Source organism: Glutamicibacter sp. NPDC087661, assembly GCF_044743275.1.
GTDB lineage: Bacteria > Actinomycetota > Actinomycetes > Actinomycetales > Micrococcaceae > Glutamicibacter.
Genome location: NZ_JBIUWE010000002.1, coordinates 226,500 through 250,207, shown reverse-complemented (window position 1 = coordinate 250,207; position 23,708 = coordinate 226,500). Strand labels below are relative to the sequence as shown.

Sequence of the window (23,708 nt, the reverse complement as noted above, 5' to 3'; positions counted from 1 at the left end):
ATTGGAGTTTACTTCCCAGCGCTGCAACTCCAGGCCCATTGGTTAGCGGACAGGGGCGCCCGGGCCCAACGGGATGCCCAGCGCCCACCATACAAGGAAAAGCGCCAGCCAAACCACGAACATGATCACGGCGCAAGGCAGCGTGAAGGAGATCAACGTTCCTATGCCAGCCTTCTTGTTCAAGGTCTGCAGATACCCTACGCAGAGCACGAAACTGGTACTCATCGGTGTAATGGAATTGGTGCAGGAATCTGCGATCCGATAAAGCGCCATGGTCGTCGCCGGATTGGTGCCTAATAGCATCATCATTGGGACAATTACCGGTGCCACCAGTGCCCACAACGCCTGCCCTGAGGTAATCAGCAGGTTCAAGGTCGCAACGCCCAACACGACGATCAGGAACAACCCGACCGTGTTGATTCCCAGGCCCTTGATCGTATCGGAGCCCATCACTGCGACTACGGTGCTGATTTTCGTGTACTTGAACAGAGCCAGGAATTGCGACACCGCGAAGAACAGGACAATCAATGGTGCGATGGCACGAACTCCGTCGGCCATGAACTGGGGAATGTCTGCGTTGGACTCCAGTTGACCAGAACTCTTGGCGAAAGCTGTCCCGATGGCCAGGAAGAACAAGGAAAGGAAGAATGCTATTCCGTTCAAGAATGGCGACTCAAGGAACTCGCCGTTCTCGCCTCGCAGCGGTGACGCAGGAATCGCTACTGCCACAGCCATCACGGCAACGAAAACCAATGCCACCACACCAGTGGTGCGAAGGCCACGACGCTCGGCCACATCGGTCAGGCGCAGTCCCGCTGCCCGGCTGTCGCCTGGCGGCACCTCGGTAGCTTCGACGACAAGCGTTCCTTCCCGCCGTTTCAGAATCAGCTCCGTAACCAGGGTGACCGTGACCGCCAGGACCAACGCCGAAACCGTCGTGAAGTACATATTATCCGTCGCACGAACCGTGGTTGCCGGGTCGATGATTTGTGCGGCTTCCGTCGCCACTTTGGCGAATACGACGTCGCCGGGAGCAATCAACGGATTGGCGTCGCCGGCTGCGTTAATCGATACGAATGCGACGATCATGCCAAGCATCGGCGAGCGGCCCACCGCTTTGAAGGCCACCGCACCCAAGGGAATCAGTACAACGTAAGCGGAGTCCGAGAGGAACTTGGATAGGGCGCCGCCTAAAGCCACGGCGAAGACGACGTACCGCGGCGACACGTTGCTCAATGCACGTCGTGCCATCACTTCGAAGAGCCCGGATCTGTCGGCGACAGCAACACCCAGCATCACGATCAGCACTGTGCCCAGCGGACCGAAGGTGACGAACGATTCCTCAGCGCCAGTTAGCAGATCCCTTATGGCACCAACCGACAACGCACTGTTGACCCCTACCGTGTCGCCTGTTGCTGGGTCAACAACTTCGACCCCTGTACGAGAAAGAATCCAGCTGGCTACCGCCAGAACCGCGAACAAGATCCAAAACAGCCAAAACGGATGCGGCAAGGCGTTGCCCGCGCGTTCGAGTCGCGCCAGGAATCTGATTCCCAGCGGCTCTTTTCGGGTTATGGACTCAGTGATAGTCATGGTTCCTCCAGTAGCGGGTCCGTGCCAAGCTCCCATTGCGCTCGGTAACGATGGGGCGGATCGCCCACTAGTGATTTCTATTACAGATGTTGAGCTATGTGAGGATGATTAACCAATTTCAGACAATCGTTAGCCGCCCTTTAGCCATGGCAATCCGCCCGGCCACCGGTCACCGGGTCAGTGTGGACAAGAGATCCGGCCCAAGGCTGAGGACCGTCTTGGTATCTATCCGGTGATACACAAGCTTCCCTTTGCGCTCCGAAACGACCAGGTCAGCCTCGCGCAGAACTCGCAAGGACCGGGAGATCTGCGCCGCGGGTTGTCCCATGCGCGAGGCAAGTTCCGACGTCGTCATTGGTTCGGCCGAAATATGGCGGAACAATTCCATCCGGGAATCGGCGCTCAACGCTCGGAGCCGCTCGCGGACCTGCGTGATCTTGAGAATAGGATCCCGGTCCTGTTGCATCGGGAAGTGGACAATTACCGGGTAGCCGGGGTGATCCTTGACCGTAAGATGATTCCCAATCCATTTCGACGGGATCATCAGAAGTTCCCTGTGCGCCAAGGGCACGCTGCGTTGCTGGAGTTTATCGAAACGCACCTCAGCAACGCCAGGGAAAGCTTTCGCTGTGGCGCCTACTTCTGCAATCACAGAGGTCGGCTCAGAGCGCTTAAACTTCATTGTCAGTTGAGCGGCGGAACCACTTGCCTCCTGGTATAAGTTCTCCCACTCCGCCGCGAAGAAAGAGTTCCAGCATTCGATGCAGAACCGAATAATCCGGCTCCTGAATTTTTGCGGATCATTAACCAATTGTTCCGCCAGTTCAAAGCGGCTCGCAGAGCGTGACCGACAGGAATCCAGAAATTCCTGCTGTGCCTGGCTATCACTGAGCACATCGATGGCTATAGTTTGCACTTGGCTGAACCCCCTCAGCGCCTCAGCTGCCATTCCAGCGAAGGCACTCACCGGCATTGCTGCCAAAGCGGCTAGCTCGCGATCGAACAGGGAACCGGGCTGCAAACTCAGCGGGAAAAAGAATCGAGCCCTGAATCGTGCCCACAACGGTGAAAGCGCTTGGAATTCGCTGATCAGGGGTTCATCCGCGCCGCTGGCGAGGGCCTGGACAGCATCGGAGAATTCAAGGTGGTGATCGGGCTCGGCCCATACATGCAGCAGGGCCATCAACTCAGCCAGCGGTGAACTCGCCACTTTGAGGTCACTGGGGTTGAAGCCCGAAAACTGCAAGGCAATAGCCATTTTTCCCTCCCCAGACCCTGTACACAACAAACATTTGGCTAACTTGCGCCAATTGTCTCATGGACTACCTCGACGACGGATATCTTCGATTGTAGATAATTAGCCGCCGGTCAAGCCCGCAATTTTGATCGGCATTGAACGCGAAAAGAGTGAGCCTTGTCGATCCGAACTGGTGATATGACACCAATTCCAGAAGTTGCCGTGGAAATCCAGGAGTACATGGTGACTCTAAGCGATGGCGTCCAGCTGGCCACGGATGTTTACCGGAACAGCCAACATGAAGGGCCGCTCCCCGTGATTCTGGAACGCACCCCCTATGGCAAGCGAGCCATAAGGGATTCCGACCAGTCTGTTCGCCATAGCGCCGTTCCCATGCCGGAGGAGATTGCCGAATTTTTCATTAGCCGGGGCTACGTTGTAGTTCGACAGGATTGCCGCGGCAGAGGTCGTTCAGGCGGCGAATTCGTAAAGTACTTCAATGAGGGACGCGATGGTTTCGAGACCATTGCATGGATACGCGACCAGCCATGGTGCGATGGGCGTGTGCTCATGAATGGCGTTTCCTATTCTGCCCACGCGCAGACGGCAGTAGCGGCATTGTCTCCCGAATCGCTTGCAGGCATGTTCATGGACTCTGGCGGGTTCTCTTCAGCCTACGAAGTGGGCATGAGGATGGGCGGGGCCTTCGAACTGAAACAGGCCACTTGGGCGTTCCGCCACGCGGCCAGAAGTCCAGAGGCTGCCAGCAGCCCCGAGATCGCCGCGGGCCTGGCCAAGGTGGATCTAGCTGAATGGTTTGAACGGACCCCTTGGACCCCTGGCAAGTCCCCCCTGAGCCTGGCTCCCAGTTACGAAAGCTATCTGCTTGACCAGTGGTCCCGCGAGTCATTTGGGGAGTACTGGAGTCACCCGGCAATCTATGCTCGCGGGTATTATGATCGCTTTCCCGACGTGCCGTCTTTCCATATCTCCAGCTGGTACGATCCATATATTTCCTCAGCCATTGAGAACTTTCAGAAGTTATCTTCCATGAAAAGCAGTCCAGCGTATTTGCTCCTGGGCCCTTGGACCCATGGCAAGCGGTGCCAGAATTATGCCGGAGACGTGGATTTCGGAACCGGGGGCTACTTCGACGGTAACCTCGCACCCTCTTACCTGCACTTCCGGGCCGACTGGATGGATGAAGTGCTCGGCCGGGCTAGGAATGCAACTCCGCGCCACAAGGTCACGTACTTCATGATGGGAGGTGGTCCTGGGACGGCAACTGACGAAGGCCGCCTGTTGCACGGAGGACAGTGGAAGCACGCAACTACCTGGCCGCCAGAGACTTCGGCGAAGACAACCATGTACTTGCACCCGGACGGTGGCATGCGAGCGGACCCGTTCTCGGGCCAGGCCCATTCAACGCTGATTTTCGATCCTCATGATCCTGCACCGACCGTGGGCGGCCAAGTAACCAGCGGTGAGCCGCTCATGCGAGGCGGAGCATACGACCAAGTGGCACCGTCAGGAGCGCTCGACTCTGTCCCCGTCAGCCTGGCCGATCGTGCCGATGTCTTAGTATTCCGGTCGGCAGTGCTCGACACTGCCGTGAGTATCGCGGGCGACGTCACTGCCGAAATATACCTTTCGTCATCTGCACCTGATACCGACTTGACCATCAAGCTGATCGATGAGTACCCACCTAGCGCAGACTATCCGAACGGATTCGCGATGAATCTTACCGAGGGAATCATGCGGGTGCGTTACCGGGATTCGTACAAAGATCCGGAGTTGATGCAGCAAGGACAGGTCTACCGGGTAACGGTCGCTGCGCCGTCGACAGCAAACCTGTTCGCCGCTGGCCACCGTATTCGGTTGGACGTCTCGTCAAGCAATTTCCCCCGGTTCGACATCAATCCGAATACTGGAGGTTCCGCAGCCCGCGATAATCAAAAGCTCATCGCTGAAAATACTGTTCATTTCTCGACTGAGCACCCGACTTCGCTGTCGCTTCATATCCTGCCAAACGCCTGAAAACATACAACTCAGCTGTGTCGCAAGTGGGGTCTGGATCGTGCTGGCGGGTGAAGTTCAATGCATCGCGCCCAGATGCACCAGGAAAGTTCCATGGCCTGCCACATCCTGTGCACGTTGTCCGTGCCTGCGCTTGGAGAGCAATGGGCCGCAAGCCGTCGAGCGGGCGGGGTACCTGGCCCCGCCTCTCGCACCACCGGGCATGCGGGCCAGCATCCGGCGCTTCGCCACGTCACTGAATACGATCCCGAGCACGACTAAAGAACACCATGCCCAAAGCCTCCCAATACCCAGTTGGCAATTCACGAGGAACAACGGAAAATCGAATTACGCCAGTACTCGAGCGAACGTTTCCGACTGTTTATTTTCGTCCTTCGCAACACCAAACGGCGAAGGTCCGCCATCTGGGTCCGGGGACGCTTTCACACCATCCAAGGAATCTGACGCGACTGTCGCCTCACCCAGTCCTCAAGACCAGGGAACTTCCGGCTAATGCACATCCCCGCCGGTTGATAATGGAACAAATCTGGAGGAACTGGCTCCACAACCGCTTGCTGGCTTACCCCCGGTACGCATGCCGCTCATGAGATTCATATTCCTCAGCGCACAGTTCTGCCTCTGGCTTCCTCCCCACCCCCTAGCTGAGACGCAGTTGCCTTCATGCAGGAGTTGAACGCCCTCTTCCCTTGGGCATTTTCCCTGTAGCAAATGCCCACACTGGGCGTACACGAATAGAGGCGCCGCCACCCCGGACGAATTCCTGGGGAGGCGGCGCCTCTTGCACGTCATTTGGCGTAGCCGCTTGAATCAGAACTGAGTAGGTTTAGCCTCGAATGCGAGAGGGATGCCACGATTCTCGAATTGGTCTATTATCTTTTCGTAAAGGGCGCGGTACTCTACGGCAGGATAATGGCGGAGGGACACCTGAATATAGGGCTTTCCTTCCCTGAATTTTCCTGGTTGACCCTCCACGGGTTCGTGCAAATAAATCTCTAATGTCCGGTTCAGGTCCGCTCGATCCCATAGGACTTGGACCTTCGCATTGTTGACGTGCTCGACGCCCATGACCGAAGCAATCGAAGCCCAAGCGATCTTGTGCCCACCGCGAACTGTTAGGCCACTGGCCTTGACCTTCAGATCGATGGCATCGGCCGCTTTTCTACCGGCACCCTTCACTGCGCTGGCAAGTGCGACGGCGCCGAAGATCAGCAGTATGGAGCCCACTACGGTGGGGATACCCTGAAGGACAATTTGAGCAAGATAGCTTGAGGTTTCCGGCAAGTCGTTGGCAATCAGGTAGATGCCCATCAATAAGAGGATCATTCCAATAGCCAACAGGCTGAAGCCCTTGTCAATCCGCGGATAGAAATACAGCGAGGACGCCACGAATTCATTGTGCTCGGGCAATCTGGATCTAGAGGTCTTCATATGCTGCCTAATTCGCTTTCATGGTCAACGTTGTCGAAGATCACCGCATCGAAAAGATCGATCATCGGGTCCATCATGAAATTCAAAGTCGAGAGGTCGGAGTCGAACGCCTCGAGCAGGAAGAGCAGTCCATGTCCCCGCGCTACGGTTCTGACATGCCCGATGGCCGGCAGCACTGCTGATCCGTTTCCTTCCTGCTGCCCATCCAGCGCGATGACGGACGCCAATTGGATGATCTGTCCAAGTGACTCCGAGTGGTATTCGCTCATCTGGACCGGTGCCGCCGATTCGTAGTCCGGCTGGGCCAGTTCCTCCAAACTCAAGGCAGGGTCGTCATCCAGAACTATCAAATGGGCAGTGCCCAGTGCGTGTCCATCTTCAGGCGAATACCAGAGCGTATGCTCGGCTTCGGCTATTTGGTTGTTCGCCACGTCCAAAGCAAGCTGCTCATAGACCTTCCGCAGCTCAAGATCTTCCGGGATGGCCAATTCCGCAAGGTCCTGTGCCCATTGCTCTGCCGTATCCCAACTATCTTCAGGAAATGAGCGAGGTACCGGAATCCAAATTTCCAGATCCGGTTCAATCTCGTATGTTGTCACTGAATTGGCACCCACTTGAAAGTTCCCAGTATCGACAAGCCCAACGACTTTAATCCTTCGGAGAATGCCTCACCATTCTCCGACTCAACGTGCGCGTAGGAATAAAGCAGCCACAATCCGGCTTTTGGATCCGGATCGATGGTTCCATCTGGCAACGGACGAGGAACAACCATGTTCAGGCCATTGTTCTTGAGCTCTGGGGATTCGGCGGCTTGCTCTACGGAAGACCAGAGGTACCAGTCTGCTCCGTCGGCGTCTTCGATTTCGATCTGGTTGCCGCCTGCGGCCTTTCGCGCAGCTTCCAGCAGAGTGCCGGAGGATCCCACCTTGAGTGGGGTCATGATCACGGAAACCGGCATTCCCCCCTCGGCAAGTTTCTCTACCGGCATTGCGAAGCCAAGTGATCCACGGCGCCTCAAGTACTCGAATGTCTGGTGCATTTGCCGTCGAAGCATCAATACCAGGTCTGCGCGCCCAAGTGCCTTGGGCTCAGCAGTCACCAGCTTCGTCAAAGCCTGCTCGTGCTCCACACTGCTGTTGAATTCGCGCCAACCTGCCGGATAAAGCAAGCTATATCCGATGCCTCGGGGACGCGCCATCGACGCTGGTGGTGTTGCGCTCATCGTTTCTCCCGCCAATTCAATGTGTAGCTCGGATGTTCACTTTACGGATTGCTCCGCGCCGAAGCTACTTCTCGCGAGTCAGGTCCCAGAGGCTAGGAGGCGCGGTTACTATGACGTTGCCCCGGTCTTCCCAGTTCCCGTGCTTCGCAATCTTTTCCGCCCAGGCTCTGGCCTGAGGACCCATGTCATCAGGGTTCTTCAGTATGTAGGCAGCCATTTCGCGATGCTTTGTTGCGCTTCCCTCCGAGATGTACTTAACGTATGTCTTCCAGTCGCCTTTGAATTCCTTGTTGAAGCCATCCAAATACTTGTTGGTCTTGCCGGAAACGGTCTGCTGGTACTTTTGCTCGATCTTGCGGTTATTTCGCCGGATCTTGGCTTTGGTCGGACGGTTTCCACGGATCGTAGTTTTCGGTGGGCGCTTAGTGCCCGACTTGATGGAAGACCTGACAATGCCGCGCCCCGTGCTGGAACGCGTTTTGCTAAAGGCCTTGATGATGTTCCGAGGTCCCGCTTTGGATCCTGCCTTGATCCCCGAGGGAAATGCCTTGCTTAAGCCGGAGAAGGCTTTTCCAGCAAAACGGCCGAAGGGGATAATTCCGACTACCGCTATCAGCAAACTGGTCCAGTCGCCATCGCCTTGGACCAACTTGATGACCTCGATTGCCACCACGGCAACGGCAGCGATCACCGCAATTGCTGATGCGATCGGTCCCCACACCGGCGAAGTGATGAACAAGGCCGCAATACCCACGCCCAAGGCAATCCAGCCTAGAACCGAACCCAGGGTGGAGAGGAACTTGTCATCGTTGTCCGCGGCTTTGAAGGCATCCTCGATTTCGCCGACTGCCTCATCGTAGGCATCTTCCCAATAGGAAACGCGACCGTCGAATTTGCCCCACAGCTCACGCAGTTCTTCTTCGGCTTCTTCGCGCGCAGCGGTTGCTTCTGTCAGGTCGCTTTTGGCTTCCGCTTTTTCCTCGTCGGTCCCTTCGCTGAAGCCGAGGAATCCGTCGGCATCATCTACCGCGCCTTCGGCGGTGTCTTCTTGGCTTCTCTTGGTTTGCACGCTCTGGTGCACATCCTCGATGTCCGTGATCAGCGCGTTCAAGGTCGTGTACGAATCCACTCCGCCCTCAGCGGTGCACATTTGGAGCGCGCCTTGGACCCGGTCCAAAGCATAGGAATATTTCTTCAGGGCCTGGCCTGTGCCGTCGTATCGGATGGCCGCCTTGCGCAACTCGGGAAATACGTCTCCAGCGTTCTCACGCAGCTTGGCGATAGCTTCAGACTTCAGATCCGACGTCCCGTTACTGATGTCTTCCAGCCTGGCCGCAGAGCGTTCCATCTCCTCGCCCGAGGTGATCAAGTCCTTGGCGCTCCGGAGCAGGTCATCAGGATTTCCGTCGATGAGCTGCAGGGTTGTACCCTTTGGCGATTCCAAGGTCATGTCGTCAACTCTCTCAGTTTACTTAGCTTCTTTGGGGGCATCGGAAGCACGTGAATTCAAGAAGGCCTTCTTCGTTTCCAGATCCCACTCTTCGAATCCATCCTTGATGTCCTTCAAGCCGGTATGCACTCCTTCAAGATTCTTGAGGAGGTCATCTCGGGTATCGTTCCAGTTGTCTTCGAAGTCCTTGACTCGGTCTTTCAGATCGCCTTTGCCCATCGGGTCTCCCACTGAGCCGGCCATGCCCTTGGCAAAGTCAGACGCATTCTCGAAATCCTTAATACTATTGCCTAGCTCCGTGACAATTTCTTCCAGGCGCGCCAAATAGATTTCATCGGCCATAGTGCAAACGACTCCTCAGGTATCCAGCGACGACGCTGCAGGACAATTCGGTATTCAAGGATCAGGCGGTGCAAGAAAAATGTGGCCGCCCGTAATTTCCCAAGGCGGCCACATTACCCCGTAAAAAATGGTCCTACTTGCCAGCCATGGAACGGTCGGTGTCCTGGATCTGCTCCATCATGTCGCGCAGGGCGATGGCCATGTCATTAATGCCGTCGAAAGCCTTCTTCAAGCCATCGTTCAGGTCCTTGTAGCCTTCGCCGAACTGGCCCGAAGCGTGCTCGGTGGTGAAGTCTTCGCCCAGCAGCTTGTCCACGCCGGACTGCAGCTGCTCAAGAACGCCATCCAGGTCTTCGCGCCCGGTATCAAGCTTCGATGCCATGGCTTCCATTTCGCCGTAATTGGCCTTGAAATCAGTCACAACAATGCTCCTCAACTCGTCGACTGGCCCGCTTGCCGGGCCACTCTAGTTCGTTCACAGTCTAGAATAATGTGGCAGATGGCCTCCGTTCAATGGGGAGAACTCCCCGTGGCAGGCCGGCATTGAACTGAAGTAGAAAGGTCCCATGGACGTCGTTTCAGCAGCAGCCCTCGCCAAATCCTCCACCCTCGGAATGCGGCCGGCCGAAGCACGCCTGCGCATTTGGTCCTACCTTATCGACTACGCTATTTCGCTGGCTGCATTGCTGCCCGCCGGCATCGGCTACGTGATTTTCCGGGTGACTGGACAGTACTCCACCGTTCCGCTGGTCCTGTCCGCGGTCAGTGCCCTGCTATTGCTGGTCTACCTGATTGTCTTGCTCACGATGAACAGCCGCAAGGGCTCTTCGCCCGGCAAGTCCGCGATGCGACTGCGCGCCACCGGACTGGGCCGCTTCGCCGCACCGGGTTTCCCCCGCGTTATGGCCGCGTCTTTCGCCTTCCTGCTCAGCCATCTCATCCCGCTCATCGGCCCCGTCCTGCTACTGGTCTCCTGCCTGTTCGACAAGGAGCACGGCCGCGGCTGGCTGGACAAGATTGCCCAGACCTATGTGGTCGATATCCGCAATGGACTGGACCCCACCAACCCGCGGGCGCTGGCCCGTGCCGAATACCTGCTCTCGCGCCCGGACCGGGACATTTCCGAGCATCTGCCGCCGCTGGGCACGATCGAAGATGACGCCGAGCGCGAAGAGGCCGCCGTGCCTTCGCGTGCCCGGTCCACCGCGGGCATTGTCGGGGCGCAAAACAGCGACTGGCATTCGCCTTCGGAGCAAGGTCTGGGAATCGTCCGCCGCGCGGCCTTCGCCTTCGACGACGGGTCCTACATCCCGGTTCCCGAATCCGGGCTGATCGGGCGTGCGCCCCAGGCCACCGCGGGCACCGGCAATGAACTGCTGGTCGCGCTGAAGGACCCGGAACGTCTGATGTCCAAAACGCACCTGGCCTTCGGCTGCGACGGGGCGAATGCCTGGATCATGGACCTGGGATCCAGCAATGGCACCCAGGTCATCGTCGCCTCCCGCGCCCCGCACAATGCACCGCCCCATGTCCGCCTGCATCTGAATGACGGTGACGTCGTCCAAGTCGGCAGCCGCACCTTCCGCATTACCTTCCAGGAGACCGCCAAGTGAAAATCAAGGCCACGCTCAGGCGACCGGACACCAGCACCGTGGACGTCATCCTGACCTGCGATGCGACCGCCACCGTGGGAGATGCCGCCCGCGCCCTGGCCGGGGAGCAGGTTCCCGAGCACCCCACGCTGCTGGCCACGGCCACCGGCACCGCCCCGGTGCAGCTCGATCCGCACACCCCGCTGGCCGAAGCGGAACTGGGTTCGGGCTTCACCATCGAAGTCGTGCCGACTACCGACGCCTTCGTCTCAGGCGGCTCGGCGGCCGCGGTGCTGCGCGTGGCCAACGGCCCGGATGCCGGCATGGCCTTCGCGCTGCCCGCCGGCACCTCCTATGTGGGGCGCTCGGAGAAGGCCACCGTGGTGCTCAACGACCGCATGGTCTCCACCCGGCATGCGCGCATCGAGGTGGGCAGCAAGATCGAGCTGGTGGACCTGAACTCCGCCAACGGCATCCTGGTGGATGGCGGCTTGGCCCAGCGCGTCTCGGTGATCCCCGGCCAGCTGATCACCCTGGGCGCCACGGATGTCTACTTCGAGCTGCTGCACGGGACCGCCACGGGGCAGTCCCCGGTCTACGAGATGGGCGGCTCGATCCTCTTCAACCGCTCCCCGCGGGTGGAGATCCGCTACCCCGGCGAGGAACTGCCTCGCCCGGCGATCCCGCAGGAAGCCAGCCCCAAGCTCTTCCCCTGGCCGATGATCTTCGCACCGCTGATCATGGGCTTGACCATTTTCTCGCTGACCCAGCGCGCGCTGTCGCTAATCGTGGTGCTGGTCTCGCCGCTGATGATGCTGGGCAACCTGATCGGCCAGCGCACCCAGAACAACAACAAGCTGCGCCTGGAAATCGAGACCTTCGAACGGCAATTCGAGGCATTGGAAGATGGCCTGCTGGCCGGGGAGGAAGCCGAACGCGCCCACCGGCGCAGCGAAGCCCCAGCCACCGCAACGGTCTTCGAGCAGGCCGAGTCCCTGGGCCAGCTGCTCTGGACCCGACGCCCGGAGCACTGGAACTTCCTCTCCCTGCGGCTGGGCTCGGGAACCGCCCGCAGCCGCACCACCGTGGCCCCGTTGGCGGACCGGGCAGGACTGCAGGATTACGTGGAACGGGTCGAAGAGCTCACCGAGCAATACCGGATGATCGACGATGTGCCGATCATCGAGCTGCTGCCCTCTGCCGGCGCCATCGGCATTGCCGGGCCCCGGCTGCAGTCCGCCGATGTCCTGCGCTCGCTGGCCGTGCAGCTTTTCGGCCTGCACGCCCCCAACGACCTGTGCACCGCCGCGATCATCGACCCGGCCTGGACCGGGGACCTGGAATGGTTCAAGTGGCTGCCGCACACCACCGGGCCGCGCTCCCCGCTGGCCCAGCTGGCGCTGGCCGATACGCAGACCTCGGGCACCGTGCTGCTCAACGCCCTGGAAGAGCTCATCGCCCGGCGCAACGACCCGGCCTCCTACCGGCTGGGCCCGCTGTCCACCCGCAATTCCTCCATGGAGCTGGGCAAGGAAGCCGGCGAGCAGAACACCAGCGTGCCGTTAGCCAAGGACCTCTCGCTGGTGCTGTTCGTCAGCAATGACGCCCCGGTGGACCGCGCTCGGCTCTCGCAGATCATCGAGCGGGGACCGGCCGTGGGCATCTACACGATTTTCGTGGCCCCCACCGTCCAGTCCCTGCCGGCGGCCTGCCGCACCTTCGTGGATGTCACCCGGGGCCTGGAGGATGCCCGCGTGGGCTGGGTGCGCGCCGGCGAAGAAGCCCGCAAGGTGACCGTGGAAGGGGTCTCGCGCGAGCATGCAGAGCACTTCGCCCGTCGGCTGGCTCCGATCGTTGACTCCAGCTCGCTGGTCCCGGACTCTTCGGATATCCCGGACTCGGTGTCGCTGCTGCGCATCCTGGGCAACGATCTGGCCGAAGCACCGGACGCGGTGCTCGAGCGCTGGAAGCAGAACAACTCGGTGATCGACCGCGCCGCCACCGGGCCCCGGCCGCGGCTCAAACGCGCCGGAACCCTGCGCGCCTACGTCGGCCAGAGCACCCCGGATGCGATGAGCCTGGATCTGCGCACCCAGGGCCCGCACGCCCTGGTAGGCGGCACCACCGGCTCGGGCAAGTCCGAATTCCTGCAGGCCTGGGTGCTGGCGATGGCCGCCGAGTACAGCCCCGACCGGGTCACCTTCCTCTTCGTGGACTACAAGGGCGGCTCGGCCTTCGCCGACTGCGTGGAGCTGCCGCACTGCGTCGGGCTGGTCACCGACCTCTCCCCGCACCTGGTCCGCCGCGCGCTGACCAGCCTGCGTGCCGAGCTGCACCACCGCGAGAAGCTCTTCCACCGCAAGAAGGCCAAGGACCTGCTGGAGCTGGAAAAGCGCCAGGACCCGGAGACCCCTCCGGCCCTGGTCCTGGTGGTCGACGAGTTCGCCGCCCTGGCCGGGGAGGTCCCGGAATTCGTGGACGGCGTAGTGGACATCGCCCAGCGCGGCCGTTCATTGGGAATCCACCTGATCCTGGCCACCCAGCGCCCGGCCGGGGTGATCAAGGACAACCTGCGCGCCAATACCAACCTGCGCGTGGCCCTGCGCATGGCCGACGCCGCCGACTCCAATGACGTGGTGGAGGACCCCATCGCCGCCGGCTTCGATCCGTCGCTGCCCGGCCGCGGCATCGCCAAGACCGGCCCGGGCCGGCTGGTGCCCTTCCAGTCCGGCTACGCCGGAGGCTGGACCACCGACGAGCCCGAAACGGCCGAAGTGCGGGTGGAGGACCTGCGCTTCGGCGGCGCGCGCGTCTGGGAGCAGCCCGAATCGGGGACACCGGACATCGAGGAGAACAGCGGCCCGAACGACCAGAAGCGCCTGGTCTCCAGCTTCATCGCGGCATCCAACGGGGCCGGGATCCCGGCACCGCGCCGGCCATGGCTCGATGATCTCTCGGCCACTGTGGACTTGCGCGAGCTCGCCCCGGATTCGGACAGCCGGATCCCGCTGGCCCTGGCCGACATCCCCGAGCACCAGGCCCAGGAAACCGCCTGGTTCGAACCCGATACCGACGGCCACCTGCTGGTCTACGGCACCTCCGGCGCGGGCAAGTCGGCGGCCCTGCGCAGCATCGCGATCGCCGCGGGAGCCAACCCTCCGGCCGGCACCGCAGCGGTGTACGCGCTGGAATTCGGCACCAGCTCGCTGCGGTCGCTCGATCCGCTGCCGCATGTCGGCGCGGTGATCGGCGGCGATGACGTGGAGCGCATCCAGCGCGTCTTCCGCATCCTGGCCGAGCACCTCGATGAGCGCTCGGCCCGGTACGCGGCCGCGAACGCCGCCTCCTTGAGCGAATACCGCCAGGTCACCGGCGACTTGTCCGAACCGCGCATCTTCTTGCTGATCGACGGCTTCGGCCAGTTCCGCAGCGACTGGGAGCTGGGCCACGGCCGAGGCGAGTACTACCAGGTGTTCATGCGCATCGTGGGCGAAGGCCGCCCGCTGGGCGTGCACGTGGTCACCACCGCCGACCGCTTCGGCGCGGTGCCCACCGCGATCAGCGCGAACATCACCCAGCGCGTGGTGCTGCGCATGGCCGACGAGCAGGCCTACAACGTGCTGGGCGTGGCCAAGGATGTGCTGGGCGAACGCAGTGCCCCGGGTCGCGCCATCATCAAGGGCCACGAGGCGCAGATCGCCGTGCTGGGCGGCACCGCGAACGTGGCCGAGCAGACCGCGCTGACTACCAGCTGGGCCCAAGAGCTGGCAGCTTCCGGTGCCCCGCAGGCGGCCGGAGTCGAGTCGCTGCCGCAGGAATTCTCCGCGGCGGCGCTGCCCGACACGGTCAACGGGCAGCCGGCCATCGGCCTGTCGGATGCCACCCTCGCGCCCTGCGGCTTCGAGCCCATCGGCACCTTCGTCATCGCCGGGCCGCCGCAAAGCGGGAAGACCAACACCATGCGCGCCATGGTCACCGCGCTGGAACGCGCCAACCCGGCCACCCAGTTCTTCCACATTGGCGGCCGGCGCGCCGAGCTGCGCGGCTGGCGGACTTGGAACGGCGCGGCCTCGGGCCCGGCTCAGACCCGGCAGTTCGCCAAGGACATGCTGGATCTGGTCGCCGACGATTCCATGCCGGGCAAGATCGTGTTCGTTGTGGAGAACTTCACCGAGTTCGCCGATTCGGATGCCGAGCGCCCGCTCAAGGAACTGCTCAAGGCCATCAACCGCTCCGACCACTTCCTGATCGCCGACGGAGACATCAACGCGTTCTCCTCCAGCTTCGGACTGCTCGGCGAACTGAAGTCCAACCGCCACGGCATCGCGCTCAAGCCCGACGCCTACGACGGGGACTCGCTGTTCAAGGTGCCCTTCCCGCGCGTCAAGCGCCACGAATTCCCGCCGGGCCGCGGATTCATGGTGCAAAACGGGCAACGCACCCTGGTCCACCTTCCACTCGTGGAACAGTAGGGCCGCAGGACTCTGCGCCGGTTCAGTTTCCCGCGAACGATCCCGCACTTTCGGCTTCACGCTGCGGGCTGAACACCCCAGCGCCATGGCGCCAGCGGTAATAGGCCAAGCAGGCAAGGGTGAACGGGACACCGAAGTACAGTGCTGGACGCTGCACTGGATCAAAAGCCACGCCCACCAGCGAAGCGCCAAGCAGCACCAAGGCGATGATCGGCAGAATCGGGAACAATGGTGCCCGATAGGGCAGGGAATCGGTGGATCCATGCAGGGCTACGTAGTGCCGGCGGAACGACAGATGCGATGCACAGATCACGATCCACACCGCTACTACCGCAAACCCGGCAATGGATACCAAAGCCATGAAGAGCGACTGCGCCGCGATGAAGCTGGAGAACAGCGATACCAGTCCGCCGAGGATCGACAGGCTCAGGGCCAGCATCGGAATGCCCCTGCTGTTGGTCTTGGACAGGGCTTTGGGCGCCTGGCCTGCGGCTCCCATGGAATGCAGCATGCGAGCGCATGAGTACAGTCCGGAGTTGCCTGCCGAGAGCAGGGCGGTGATGATCACGAAGTTCATGATGTCCGCACCGGCTGGCAGGCCGGCGACATCCAGGACCGTGACGAACGGACTCTCATTCGCGCCCGCCTCGGCAAACGGGATAATTGCGGCTACGACCACGATGGCACCGATGAAGAACACCGCCAAGCGAACCACGGCGGTGCGGATGGCCCGCGGAATGCTCAGCTGCGGGTTCTTCGCCTCGCCGGCCGCTACGCCGATCAGCTCGGTACCGCTGAATGCGTAGAACACCGAGAGGACGGTGACCAGTACTCCGGTAATCCCCGCAGGGAACAGTCCCCCTTCGGTGCTGAAGTTGGACAGGCCAATCACGCCGGCGTCACTGGCCGGGTTGATGCCGATGATCGTGGCGGCGCCAACGACAATCACCAGCAGCACCGCCGCCACCTTGATCAGCGCAAACCAGAATTCGGTTTCGCCGAAGACCCGCGATGAAGTCGCATTCAGCGCAAACAGCAAAGCAGCGAAAACCAGTGAGAAGACCCAGACGGAAATCGAGGGGAACCAACGTTGCATCAGCAGCCCGGCTGCGGTGAATTCGCTGGCCAGGGCTACCGCCCAGCACAGCCAGTAGAGCCACGCCGTAGCAAAACCCCACGCTGGTCCAAGATCACGGGTGGCGTGTGCATGGAATCCTCCTGCCACCGGATGCCGCGCCGATAGCTCTCCCAGCCCGCTCATCACCATGTAGGCCACCAAGGCTCCGACTGCATAGGCCAGCACCGCGCCCAGCGGCCCGGCTTGGGCAATGGTGTATCCGGAGGAAACGAACAGGCCCGAGCCGATCACCCCGCCCAAAGCGATCATCACCAGATGACGCGAGGTCATGGTTCTTAGCAGTCCGGAATCGGCTGGTGCAGTCTCGTTGGTGCTGACGATGCTCTCGGTCATGGGGCTCCTTGTGGAATGAATGCGCTTGCAGGATATCGAGCTTGGACGGCAGTCCCGGACGGGCATGTCATCTGTGGTCACACGGCGTCAAGGTCGGTCATCCAAGCACTCGCCGTGTACCCTCGATGACGTGCATATCCCAAACCACCCCAGCAATTTCCGTGACGCATTGCGCGCCGAAGGCAGCCCGCCAATCATCCTCGACGGCGGTCTCGGCACCCATCTGGCCGATCGCGGCAATGACGTGAGCGGGCACCTGTGGTCAGCGCAGATCCTCATGGACCGCCCCGAAGAGGTCCGCGCGGCACACCAGGACTTTTTCGCTGCCGGCGCCCAAGTTGCCACGACCTGCTCCTACCAGGTCAGCTATGACGGCCTGGCTCAGGTGGGCTCCGAGCAGAAGATGGAACAAATGCTGCGCACCAGCGTGCGCCTGGCGCGAGAAGCCTCCAGCGCTGGGCGCACGGACACAGCACGCTGGGTGGCCGCCTCGGTGGGGCCCTACGGTGCCGGGCCGGGCGCCGGGACCGAATACGACGGCGCCTATCGCAAGACGGCCTCCGAGCTGGCTAACTGGCACCGCAAGCGCTTGGAAATCCTGGCTGATGCCGGTGCCGATCTGGTCATCTTTGAAACCGTGCCCAGCCTGGCAGAAGCAGAAGCATTGACCGTATTGGCTCGGGAGCTGCAACTGCCGGCGTTGCTCAGCCTTGCGGTGCGCGCCGATGACCAAGGCCGAGTGGTTCTGGGTGATGGCACCGATCTGCGAGTCGTGGCCGGAATCGTTCAGGAATCCGGCGTGTGGGACGCAGTCGGCGTGAACTGCTGTCCGGTACCCCAAGCGGTGGCCGCGTTGCAGATCCTGGGAGAAGAAACCGGCTTGCCGCTGTTGGCCTACCCGAATAGCGGTGAAATTTGGGACCACGAAGCTCGTGTGTGGGTCCCAGGAACTGACGGCAATGATTTGCCCGGAGCGGTTCCTGAACTCGTGGCCGCGGGTGCTCGCCTGATTGGCGGTTGCTGCCAGGTCACCCCGGGACAGATCACCCGGGTCCGCGAAGCCATCCAGCTCGGCTGAGGCCCGTCCCGGCACTTCGGGTTCCGCTGAGCCAGCGGCTTGTCCGCAGGCCTGGACAGTGCGCGAAAAAGCCGGCAGCAACACGCAGTTGCTGCCGGCTTGAGACCAGTTACTAGAACTCGAAGTCGCCGAAGTCCCCACCGGCACCGCCGAGGAAGTCCCCGAACATGCCTTCGGCCTGGCCGCCCAGGCCTTCACCGGCCGCGGAGAGCTGTTCCCCGGCACCGGATACGGTATCACCCAGGCCCTCGGCCATGGAACCGAACTCTTCGCCGATACCGGCGAAACCATCAAGCAGCGGTCCGGCAATGGCGGTGCCGATGAACGCACCTGCCACGCCGCCGAGCAGGCCGACACCCAAGCCGCCGGCCGCGCCGGCAGCCATGCCCATGCCCCGTCCCTTGCCGCCGGAACCCAAGATCTTGTCCATGAACCCGGGACGCGACATCTCCGCGCGGGTTGCCGAACGGGCCAGGTCCCTTGGGTCCTGGCTCATCGGGCGTTCTGCCGGCGGCAACTGCTCGGAGAGTTCATGATGCAGCAGTTCGCGTTGCTGCGGGGTCAGCCGGGCGAAAGCCTCGGCGTGGGCGCGTTCCATATCCTGCGGCGGAGCGGTACGGAGCATGTAGCGGTACTTCTCGATCGCGGCCTGATCCTCGCGCGACGGTGCCGAGGCCGGCTGGTTGCCGTAGCCGCGCTCGCCGTAGTTCTGGTGCTGCGGCTGCTGCTGGTAGCCGCCGGGATTCTGCTGGTAGCCGCGTTGCTGGTTATTGGAGCCGCGCTGATTGCTATTGGAGCCGCGCTGGTTGAGCTGTTCCCGGACGTACTCGCCGGCCATTTGCTTGCCCTTGCGCAGCAGCTTGTCGAACATGGACATGGAATTGGCCTCCTAGACGTTGCGGGCGCGGTGCACGAAGCACCGCTCTCCCCTGTTTAAACTCCCCGGCATTGCTCCTTGTTCCCCACGTTAGACAATTCTCATAATCGCCCGTCGGCCCCGCATCTAGGCGCTGCGCACCGGCTGCTTTGCCCCGGACGTGATCCTCGCCAGCAAGTCGGCAGCCACGGACACCGCAATCACCGCCGGCTGCTTGCCCCGCACCTGCTCGATCCCAATGGGGCACTGGATCGCCGCGATCTGTTCGTCGCTGAAGCCGCTGGCACGCAGATTCTTCTGGAAGCGGGCCCACTTGGCACTCGACCCGATCAATCCAATCGATCCCAAGCCCGGGTGGCGCAACGCGGCATCGCACAGGTGGAAATCCTCGGCATGATCGTGCGTCATGATCAGCACGTGCGTTCCCCCAGGCAGGCAGCTGAGCACCTGCTCCCCGAGCACCGCCACCGCCGAATGGATCCGCGCCACGCTGGGTTCAAGGGCCGGCAGGTCCTCCAGGAATTCCGGGCGCGAATCAACCAGATGCAGCTCCAGGTCATGGCGGGCGAGAATGCGGGCCAATTCCATTCCCACATTTCCCACCCCGAAGATCGCCACCGTGGCAGGAACCGGCAAGGGCTCTAGCAGCACCGTGATCTCGCCGCCGCAGCATTGCCTGCCGTACTTGGCCGGGGCCTTGTCGCTGAGCTTCATGGTGATGCTCTGCGGCTGGTTCCCGCCCGCGCTGATCATCTGCCGGGCCCGTTCCATGGCCGCCATTTCCAGGTTGCCCCCGCCGATGGTTCCGAAGATCTCCTGGCTGGCAATCACCATTTTCGCGCCGGCCTCGCGTGGGGCATGCCCGCGCACCGCGGTGATGGTGGCCAGCACCGCGGGACGCCGTTCATTGCGCAGCGCGGTGACAGCTTCAATCCACGACAGCATGGCTACCGCTCCTCCCGCGCCGCTTCGATCGCCCAGAACACCGCTTCCGGAGTCGCCGGGGACGCCAGCGGCACCGGACGCCCGGAGCGGCCGAAGGAGGCAATGGCCTGCCGCAGTGCCTCGCGCACCGAGAAGGCGAGCATCAGCGGCGGTTCTCCCACGGCCTTGGAACCGTAGACCGCGCCTTCCTCATGCGCCTTGTCCAGCAAGCTGACGTTGAAGACGTCAGGCATCTCGGAGAAGCTCGGGATCTTGTAGGTGCTCGCGGCTTGGGTGGCCACCCGTCCTCGGCCCGGGCCATCGGAGGTGTCCCAGCGCAAATCCTCCAGGGTCAGCCAGCCAGCCCCCTGCACGAACCCTCCCTCGATCTGCCCCAGATCCACCAGCGGCGAGAGGGAATCGCCCACGTCATGGACGACATCCACGCGGCGCAGCACATAGGAGCCGTCAAAGCCGCTGACTTCCACCTCGCTGGCCGCCACCCCGTAGGAGAAGTACTTGAACGGGCTGCCCGTCATCTGCGAGAGGTCCCAATGCAGCCCTTCGGTCCGGTAGAAGCCGGCGGCCGAAAGCTGGACCCGCTGGAAGTACGCGGCGTTGACCACTTCTTCCCACCCCAGCGATTCGCTCTTGCCCAGCGCGGTGACCCTGCCGCCGCTGAAGCGCAGGTCTTGCGCCGGAACCCCCAATTTTCCGGCGGCCACCTGCGCGAGCCGGCCGCGGATCTGCTCGCACGCATCCTTGACCGCGCCGCCATTCAGGTCGCTGCCCGAACTGGCTGCGGTGGCCGAGGTATTGGGCACTTTGTCGGTGCGCGTAGGGGCAATGCGCACCTTGGATAGCGGCACGCCCAATGCGGTGGCGGCCACCTGCAGCATCTTGGTATGCAGGCCCTGTCCCATTTCGGTGCCGCCGTGGTTGACCAGCACCGAACCGTCCTTGTAGACCAGCACCAACGCGCCGCCCTGGTTGAAGGCGGTGAGGTTGAAGGAGATGCCGAATTTCACCGGCGTCATCGCCAGCGCCCTTTTGGCGTGCTCGTGCCCGGCATTGAATTCTGCGATCTGCTCCTCGCGCGCGGCGATATCTGCCGAGCCGAGCAGCTGGATCCAAGCAGTCTCCAAGCGCTCGGGATGCCGGACCGGCTGGTAGTACGGGGTGTCCTGTCCCTGGGTGTAGAAATTGCGGCGGCGCAGTTCCCGGGCGTCCAATCCCAGCTGCGGGGCCACCCGGCCCAGGATGTCTTCCATGACCAGCATGCCCTGCGGACCGCCGAAGCCGCGGAACGCGGTCTGCGAGGTCTTATGGCATTTGGCGATGCGCCCGTTGACCCTGATATTCGGGATCCAATAGGAATTGTCGATATGGCACATCGCGCGGGTCAGCACCGGTTCGGACAGATCCAGGCTCCACCCGCCGTCAGCGGTCAGCTGGGCCTGCAGGGCCAGGATCTTGCCCTGCCCGTCGAAGCCGATTTTCCAGGTTGCATGGAATCCGTGGCGCTTGCCGGTCATGGTCATGTCCAGGGTGCGGTCCAGCCGCACCCGCACCGGCCGTCCGGTGAGCACCGCACCGAGGGCCGCCACCGCGGCATAGCCATGGGGCTGCATTTCCTTGCCGCCGAAGCCGCCTCCCATGCGCAATACCTGCACGGTGACCTCGTGGGCGCCGATGCCCAGCACATGCGAGACGATGTCCTGGGTTTCGGTGGGATGCTGGGTGGAGCAGTGGATCATGATCTGCCCGCTCTCATCCACCATGGCCAGCGAGTTCTGCGTTTCCAGATAAAAGTGCTCCTGGCCGGCGAACTCGAAATCGCCCTCGAAAACATGGGCCGCCTGCGCGAAGGCTGCCTCCGGATCTCCCTTGGAGATCTCGGGCTGGATGCCGTGGAAGCTGTTGGCCCCGATCGCGTCCTTGATGGTGATCAGCGAATCCAGTGGTTCGTACTCCACGCGCACCGCCTTGGCCCCGGCCTTGGCAGCTTCCAGGTCTTCGCCCAGGACCCACGCCACCGGCTGGCCGAAGAACATGACTTCTTCCACCGGGAGCAGCGGTTCGTCGTGCTTGGCGCCCTGGTCATTGACCCCGGGGATGTCTTTCGCGGTGATGACCCGGACCACCCCGGGTACCTGCTGCGCCGCACTGGCATCCAGGCCCAGGATTTTTCCATGGGCGCAGGTGGACTGCACCGGGTAGGCATGCAGGACCCCGGCCAGACGCGCGGCCAGGTCGTCGGTATACAACGCGGTGCCGGTAACGTGCGCGGCCGCCGATTCGTGGCGGTGGCGCTGGCCGACTACCGGAGCGTCGGGGCGTTGGGATAGCTGGCTCATGAGTTCTGCTCCTGTCCTGCTTCCAAGCTGCGTTCAAGCTGCTGGGCATAGAACCGTTCAAGCGAGGAGGCCAGCATGGCCTTGCGGTAGTTGGCGCTGGCCCGGTGGTCATCCATCGGGGTTCCTTCGGTGCCCATGGTGCGTGCCGCGGCCCGGATGGTTTCCAGGTTCCACGGCTGGCCTTCCAACAGTGCTTCGGTGGCCACGGCGCGCAGCGGGGTTGCGGCCACGCCGCCCAGCCCGATCCGCGCCGTGGTGATCATGCCGTCCGACACCGTGAGCGCATAGCCGATGGCTACCGAGGAGATGTCATCGAAGCGCCGCTTGGAAATCTTCTGGAAGCTGGTCAGCGGCGCCAGCGGCAACGGGATGCGGATCGCGGTGATCATCTCTCTCGGCTCGCGCACGGTCTGCCGGTAGCCGGTGAAGTAGTCCGAAAGCGCCACCATCCGGTTGCCGCGGATGCTGGAAAGGACCAGCTCGGCCTCCAGCGCCAGCAGCGCCGGCGGGGTGTCGCCAATGGGCGAGCCGGTCCCCAGATTGCCGCCGATGGTCGCGCTATTGCGGATCAGCCTAGACGCGAACTGCCCGAAGAGCTGGGAGAGCAGCGGAACCTGCCCGGCGAGCTTGCGTTCCAGTTCGCTCAAGGTGCAGCCTGCACCCAATTCAAGGTACTGCTCGTTCCAGTGGATCTGGCGCAGCTCGGGCAGCCGGTCGATGGCCAGCACCGAGCGGGCGCGGGCGCCCTTGATGTTGACCTCCACGCCCCAGTCGGTGGCACCGGACACCAGTACGGTCTGCGGTTCGGTTGACAGGATCTGCAGTGCCTGGTCCAGGTCCGCCGGCCGGCGGAAGCGGCCCAGGTCCCCGGTAGGGGTATCGGCGCGCTGGATGTCGGTGGCCACCGGTGCCGGGGCCCGGTGCTGGGTCCGGGCAGTCAGCGGGTCATCCGGCTCGGGCTCGCCCAGCGCGTAGGCGGCGTCGCGGATCGGGCGGTATCCGGTGCAGCGGCAGAGATTGCCCGACAGCGCGTGCAGGTCGAATCCATTCGGTCCGCACTCGTGCTCCCCGCCATCACCCGCGCTGACTGCGGGATTGGCGGTCCGCTCGGGGCGGTAGTATTCGGCGGCCATGGAGCAGACGAATCCGGGGGTGCAATAACCGCACTGGGATCCGCCGCGGTTGGCCATCTCTTCCTGCACCGGATGCAGCGCCGCGACGCTGCCCAGCCCTTCGGAGGTGATGATTTCCTGGCCGTCGAGCGCCGCGGCCGGCAGCAGGCAGGCGTTGGCCGCCGTCCACCTGCTGCCTTCCCCATCGCTGCGGGCCACCAGGATCGAGCAGGCGCCGCACTCGCCCTCGGCACAGCCTTCCTTGCATCCGATCAATTGCTGCCCGCGCAGGAAATCCAGCGCGTTGGTATGCGGCGGCCCGTCGAATTCCCGGACCTTTCCGTTGACCGTAACCTGGCATTTTGTCTCTTGCGTTGCCTCGGCGCTCATGCCGTTGACACCTCCTGCGCCCGGGTATCGCCCGGCGCACCATGAATGAATTGGATGATGGGTGGGATCTGGCGCCCTGCCGGAGGTTCCAGGCTCGTCCAGGGCGCCGTCGCGTGCTGCGGCGGG

Annotated in this window: 17 protein-coding genes; 4 read left to right on the top strand and 13 right to left on the bottom strand. The window is 62.4% G+C overall.

Annotation, left to right across the window (positions count from 1 at the left end):
* Nucleotides 1-42: 42 nt before the first annotated feature.
* Together ACIOTN_RS07975 and ACIOTN_RS07970 are read right to left on the bottom strand one after the other, a co-directional pair.
* Nucleotides 43-1,593 (bottom strand): AbgT family transporter, encoded by a 1,551-nt coding sequence (locus ACIOTN_RS07975; RefSeq protein WP_402735097.1) that lies wholly within the window; start codon nucleotides 1,591-1,593, stop codon nucleotides 43-45.
* Nucleotides 1,594-1,762: 169 nt separating this feature from the next.
* Nucleotides 1,763-2,851, bottom strand: a complete 1,089-nt coding sequence (locus ACIOTN_RS07970; protein WP_402735096.1) for a DUF5937 family protein — start codon at nucleotides 2,849-2,851, stop codon at nucleotides 1,763-1,765.
* A 156-nt stretch (nucleotides 2,852-3,007) separates the two neighbouring features.
* On the opposite strand from ACIOTN_RS07970, the gene ACIOTN_RS07965 reads away from it, so the two are divergent.
* The gene (locus ACIOTN_RS07965) at nucleotides 3,008-4,867 is read left to right on the top strand and encodes a CocE/NonD family hydrolase (RefSeq protein WP_402735095.1); all 1,860 of its coding nucleotides are present in this window, start codon (nucleotides 3,008-3,010) and stop codon (nucleotides 4,865-4,867) included.
* An 807-nt stretch (nucleotides 4,868-5,674) separates the two neighbouring features.
* Here the strand turns inward: ACIOTN_RS07965 and ACIOTN_RS07960 are convergent.
* The 6 genes from ACIOTN_RS07960 to ACIOTN_RS07935 all read right to left on the bottom strand — a co-directional run bounded on the left by ACIOTN_RS07960 (nucleotide 5,675) and on the right by ACIOTN_RS07935 (nucleotide 9,730).
* A complete protein-coding gene (locus ACIOTN_RS07960) occupies nucleotides 5,675-6,295 on the bottom strand; it encodes a hypothetical protein (RefSeq protein WP_402735094.1) in 621 nt (206 codons plus the stop codon).
* Nucleotides 6,292-6,894 carry a hypothetical protein gene (locus ACIOTN_RS07955; protein WP_402735093.1) on the bottom strand — a complete coding sequence of 201 codons (603 nt, stop codon included), beginning with the start codon at nucleotides 6,892-6,894 and terminating at the stop codon, nucleotides 6,292-6,294. Before ACIOTN_RS07955 ends, ACIOTN_RS07960 begins: the two co-directional genes overlap by 4 nt.
* Nucleotides 6,891-7,517 (bottom strand): hypothetical protein, encoded by a 627-nt coding sequence (locus tag ACIOTN_RS07950; protein ID WP_402735092.1) that lies wholly within the window; start codon nucleotides 7,515-7,517, stop codon nucleotides 6,891-6,893. The genes ACIOTN_RS07955 and ACIOTN_RS07950 overlap by 4 nt, the downstream gene beginning before the upstream one ends.
* 64 nt (nucleotides 7,518-7,581) lie before the next feature.
* Complete coding sequence (locus ACIOTN_RS07945) at nucleotides 7,582-8,967, bottom strand: hypothetical protein (protein WP_402735091.1); 1,386 nt, start codon at nucleotides 8,965-8,967, stop codon at nucleotides 7,582-7,584.
* Nucleotides 8,968-8,985: 18 nt separating this feature from the next.
* Nucleotides 8,986-9,309 (bottom strand): hypothetical protein, encoded by a 324-nt coding sequence (locus tag ACIOTN_RS07940; protein ID WP_105656206.1) that lies wholly within the window; start codon nucleotides 9,307-9,309, stop codon nucleotides 8,986-8,988.
* 133 nt (nucleotides 9,310-9,442) lie between these two features.
* Nucleotides 9,443-9,730 carry a WXG100 family type VII secretion target gene (locus ACIOTN_RS07935; RefSeq protein ID WP_066141890.1) on the bottom strand — a complete coding sequence of 96 codons (288 nt, stop codon included), beginning with the start codon at nucleotides 9,728-9,730 and terminating at the stop codon, nucleotides 9,443-9,445.
* 145 nt (nucleotides 9,731-9,875) lie between these two features.
* Between ACIOTN_RS07935 and ACIOTN_RS07930 the strand changes: the two genes are divergently transcribed.
* Together ACIOTN_RS07930 and ACIOTN_RS07925 are read left to right on the top strand one after the other, a co-directional pair.
* The gene (locus ACIOTN_RS07930; RefSeq protein ID WP_402735090.1) at nucleotides 9,876-10,922 is read left to right on the top strand and encodes an RDD family protein; all 1,047 of its coding nucleotides are present in this window, start codon (nucleotides 9,876-9,878) and stop codon (nucleotides 10,920-10,922) included.
* Nucleotides 10,919-15,373, top strand: coding sequence for an FtsK/SpoIIIE domain-containing protein (locus ACIOTN_RS07925; protein WP_402735089.1), 4,455 nt, complete (start codon nucleotides 10,919-10,921; stop codon nucleotides 15,371-15,373). Before ACIOTN_RS07930 ends, ACIOTN_RS07925 begins: the two co-directional genes overlap by 4 nt.
* 22 nt (nucleotides 15,374-15,395) lie before the next feature.
* On the opposite strand, the gene ACIOTN_RS07920 is transcribed toward ACIOTN_RS07925, so the two are convergent.
* Complete coding sequence (locus tag ACIOTN_RS07920; protein ID WP_105656203.1) at nucleotides 15,396-16,844, bottom strand: amino acid permease; 1,449 nt, start codon at nucleotides 16,842-16,844, stop codon at nucleotides 15,396-15,398.
* A gap of 130 nt (nucleotides 16,845-16,974) precedes the next feature.
* On the opposite strand from ACIOTN_RS07920, the gene mmuM reads away from it, so the two are divergent.
* Nucleotides 16,975-17,922, top strand: coding sequence for a homocysteine S-methyltransferase (gene mmuM / locus ACIOTN_RS07915; protein WP_402735088.1), 948 nt, complete (start codon nucleotides 16,975-16,977; stop codon nucleotides 17,920-17,922).
* A gap of 112 nt (nucleotides 17,923-18,034) precedes the next feature.
* Here the strand turns inward: mmuM and ACIOTN_RS07910 are convergent, their stop codons facing one another.
* The 4 genes from ACIOTN_RS07910 to ACIOTN_RS07895 all read right to left on the bottom strand — a co-directional run bounded on the left by ACIOTN_RS07910 (nucleotide 18,035) and on the right by ACIOTN_RS07895 (nucleotide 23,582).
* Nucleotides 18,035-18,799, bottom strand: coding sequence for a hypothetical protein (locus ACIOTN_RS07910; RefSeq protein ID WP_105656202.1), 765 nt, complete (start codon nucleotides 18,797-18,799; stop codon nucleotides 18,035-18,037).
* Between the two features lie 126 nt (nucleotides 18,800-18,925).
* Nucleotides 18,926-19,744, bottom strand: a complete 819-nt coding sequence (xdhC, locus tag ACIOTN_RS07905; protein WP_105656201.1) for a xanthine dehydrogenase accessory protein XdhC — start codon at nucleotides 19,742-19,744, stop codon at nucleotides 18,926-18,928.
* Between the two features lie 2 nt (nucleotides 19,745-19,746).
* The gene (xdhB, locus tag ACIOTN_RS07900) at nucleotides 19,747-22,080 is read right to left on the bottom strand and encodes a xanthine dehydrogenase molybdopterin binding subunit (RefSeq protein WP_402735087.1); all 2,334 of its coding nucleotides are present in this window, start codon (nucleotides 22,078-22,080) and stop codon (nucleotides 19,747-19,749) included.
* Nucleotides 22,077-23,582, bottom strand: coding sequence for a xanthine dehydrogenase small subunit (locus ACIOTN_RS07895; protein WP_402735086.1), 1,506 nt, complete (start codon nucleotides 23,580-23,582; stop codon nucleotides 22,077-22,079). Before ACIOTN_RS07895 ends, xdhB begins: the two co-directional genes overlap by 4 nt.
* Nucleotides 23,583-23,708 lie beyond the last annotated feature (126 nt).

Coding starts and splice junctions, on each gene's coding strand:
- ACIOTN_RS07975 (WP_402735097.1), bottom strand. CDS start 1,593: ATGACTATCACTGAGTCCATAACCCGAAAAGAGCCGCTGGGAATCAGA.
- ACIOTN_RS07970 (WP_402735096.1), bottom strand. CDS start 2,851: ATGGCTATTGCCTTGCAGTTTTCGGGCTTCAACCCCAGTGACCTCAAA.
- ACIOTN_RS07960 (WP_402735094.1), bottom strand. CDS start 6,295: ATGAAGACCTCTAGATCCAGATTGCCCGAGCACAATGAATTCGTGGCG.
- ACIOTN_RS07950 (WP_402735092.1), bottom strand. CDS start 7,517: ATGAGCGCAACACCACCAGCGTCGATGGCGCGTCCCCGAGGCATCGGA.
- ACIOTN_RS07945 (WP_402735091.1), bottom strand. CDS start 8,967: ATGACCTTGGAATCGCCAAAGGGTACAACCCTGCAGCTCATCGACGGA.
- ACIOTN_RS07940 (WP_105656206.1), bottom strand. CDS start 9,309: ATGGCCGATGAAATCTATTTGGCGCGCCTGGAAGAAATTGTCACGGAG.
- ACIOTN_RS07930 (WP_402735090.1), top strand. CDS start 9,876: ATGGACGTCGTTTCAGCAGCAGCCCTCGCCAAATCCTCCACCCTCGGA.
- ACIOTN_RS07920 (WP_105656203.1), bottom strand. CDS start 16,844: ATGACCGAGAGCATCGTCAGCACCAACGAGACTGCACCAGCCGATTCC.
- ACIOTN_RS07910 (WP_105656202.1), bottom strand. CDS start 18,799: ATGTCCATGTTCGACAAGCTGCTGCGCAAGGGCAAGCAAATGGCCGGC.
- xdhC (WP_105656201.1), bottom strand. CDS start 19,744: ATGCTGTCGTGGATTGAAGCTGTCACCGCGCTGCGCAATGAACGGCGT.
- xdhB (WP_402735087.1), bottom strand. CDS start 22,080: ATGAGCCAGCTATCCCAACGCCCCGACGCTCCGGTAGTCGGCCAGCGC.
- ACIOTN_RS07895 (WP_402735086.1), bottom strand. CDS start 23,582: ATGAGCGCCGAGGCAACGCAAGAGACAAAATGCCAGGTTACGGTCAAC.